Origin of the sequence: Pseudomonas sp. EGD-AK9 (assembly GCF_000465935.2) — a bacterium.
Taxonomy (GTDB): domain Bacteria; phylum Pseudomonadota; class Gammaproteobacteria; order Pseudomonadales; family Pseudomonadaceae; genus Aquipseudomonas.
Genome location: NZ_AVOF01000456.1, coordinates 1 through 2,093 on the forward strand (window position 1 = coordinate 1; position 2,093 = coordinate 2,093).

The following is a 2,093-nucleotide window of genomic DNA, read 5'->3' on the forward strand; positions in this document are numbered from 1 at the left end:
CGCCCCGGCGCCGACCGCGCTGGGGCGCCTGTGCCTGATCTACGCGGCGCTGATCCTGGTGCTGTTGATCGCCATCATGGCCTTGATGGGCGCCAAGCCGGCGTAGGCTGCGTCGCGGGCGCCGCCTCTGCATGCGCCCGGTGCGCATGGGCGTAGCCCGGGGCAATCCGGGGCATCGGTTTCCCGGATTGCACCCGGCTACAGGGCCTTACGCGCGGCGCGTAGGAGCGGCTGCAGCCGCGAAGCGCTGGATTCAACGCAGCGAAATCACCGGCCAGCCGCGCTCGACGGCGGTGGCGCGCAGCACCTCGTCCGGGTCCACCGCCACCGGCTGGCTGGCGACTTCCAGCAGCGGCAGGTCGTTGCGCGAGTCGCTGTAGAAGTAGCTGCCGTCCAGGCTGTGGCCGGTCTGCGCCAGCCACTCGTGCAGCCGCGTCACCTTGCCCTGCTGGTAGCAGGGCACGCCGGCGATCTGCCCGGTGTAACGGCCGCCTTGCATGCCGCATTCGGTGGCGATCAGCGTCTCGACGCCGAGGCGCGCGGCGATGGGCGCGGTGACGAAACGGTTGGTGGCGGTGATGATCACCAGCTTGTCGCCGGCTTTGCGGTGTTCTTCCAGCAGCGCCTCGCCCTTGGCCAGGATGATCGGCTCGATCACCTCGGCCATGAACTCGCGGTGCCACTGCGCCAGCTGCTCCATGCCGGTGCGACCGAGAATCGCCTGGCTGAAGTTCTGGTAGGCCACCACGTCCAGCTTGCCGGCGCAGTAGTCGGCATAGAAGGCATCGTTGCGCGCCTGGTATTCGTCGGCGTCGACCAGGCCGCGCTGGCAGATGAAGTCGCCCCAGCTGTGATCGCTGTCGCCGGCGAGCAGGGTGTTGTCGAGATCGAATAGGGCCAGGCGCACCTTGAGTACCTTCGTGGGAAACCGGTTGGGCGCGCCAGAATAGCCGCTTTAGACGACCTTTCCTACCGCGCCGCAGGCCGCGTTGCCGCTGTCGCCGGCTTTGTGGAACAATGCCGGAACTTGCGCGTACGAGGTTGCTTGCCGTGATCGATTCTGATGGTTTCCGCCCGAATGTCGGCATCATCCTGACCAATGATGTCGGCCAGGTGCTCTGGGCGCGGCGCATCAACCAGGATGCTTGGCAGTTTCCCCAGGGCGGGATCAACGACCGCGAATCGCCGGAAGAGGCGCTGTACCGCGAACTCAACGAAGAAGTCGGCCTCGAGGAGCAGGATGTGAAGATCCTCGCCTGCACCCGCGGCTGGTTGCGTTATCGTCTGCCGCAGCGCCTGGTGCGCACCCACAGCCAGCCGCTGTGCATCGGCCAGAAGCAGAAGTGGTTCCTGCTGCGCCTGACCGGCGCCGAAGAGCGGGTGCGCATGGACCTGACCGGCAAGCCCGAGTTCGACGGCTGGCGCTGGGTCAGTTACTGGTATCCGCTGGGTCAGGTGGTCACATTCAAGCGCGAGGTGTACCGCCGCGCCCTCAAGGAACTCGCCCCGCGCCTGATCGTGCGCGACTGACCAGGAAGCGAAACTGCACATGCTCAACGTCCTGCGCAAGATCGTCCAGGAAGTCAACGCCGCCAAGGACCTCAAGGCGGCGTTGTCGATCATCGTGCAGCGGGTCAAGGAGGCCATGGGCAGCCAGGTCTGCTCGGTCTACCTGCTCGATCCGGAAACCAACCGCTTCGTGCTGATGGCCACCGAGGGCCTCAACAAGCGCTCCATCGGCAAGGTCAGCATGGCCCCCAACGAAGGTCTGGTCGGCCTGGTCGGCACCCGCGAGGAGCCGCTGAACCTGGAAAACGCCGCCGACCACCCGCGCTACCGCTACTTCGCCGAGACCGGCGAGGAGCGCTACGCCTCCTTCCTCGGCGCGCCGATCATCCACCACCGGCGGGTGATGGGCGTGCTGGTGGTGCAGCAGAAGGAGCGCCGCCAGTTCGACGAGGGCGAGGAAGCCTTCCTGGTCACCATGAGCGCCCAGCTCGCCGGGGTCATCGCCCATGCCGAGGCCACCGGCTCGATCCGCGGCCTCGGCCGCCAGGGCAAGGGCGTGCAGGAGGCCAAGTTCGTCGGCGTGC

3 protein-coding genes are annotated in these 2,093 nt (G+C 67.0%); 2 read left to right on the top strand and 1 reads right to left on the bottom strand.

Annotated features, from left to right (window positions below; genetic code table 11):
- Positions 1 to 253: 253 nt before the first annotated feature.
- Entirely contained in the window at positions 254 to 907 is a 654-nt protein-coding gene (locus N878_RS18510) for an HAD family phosphatase (protein ID WP_021445071.1), read from the bottom strand.
- A 143-nt stretch (positions 908 to 1,050) separates the two neighbouring features.
- Here N878_RS18510 and N878_RS18515 point away from each other — a divergent pair, with 143 nt between their 5' ends.
- Together N878_RS18515 and N878_RS18520 are read left to right on the top strand one after the other, a co-directional pair.
- On the top strand, positions 1,051 to 1,530 hold the full coding sequence (locus N878_RS18515) for an RNA pyrophosphohydrolase (protein WP_021445072.1): 480 nt from the start codon (positions 1,051 to 1,053) through the stop codon (positions 1,528 to 1,530).
- Between the two features lie 19 nt (positions 1,531 to 1,549).
- A partial coding sequence (locus N878_RS18520; RefSeq protein ID WP_031303470.1) for a GAF domain-containing protein occupies positions 1,550 to 2,093 on the top strand: 544 nt, incomplete at its 3' end.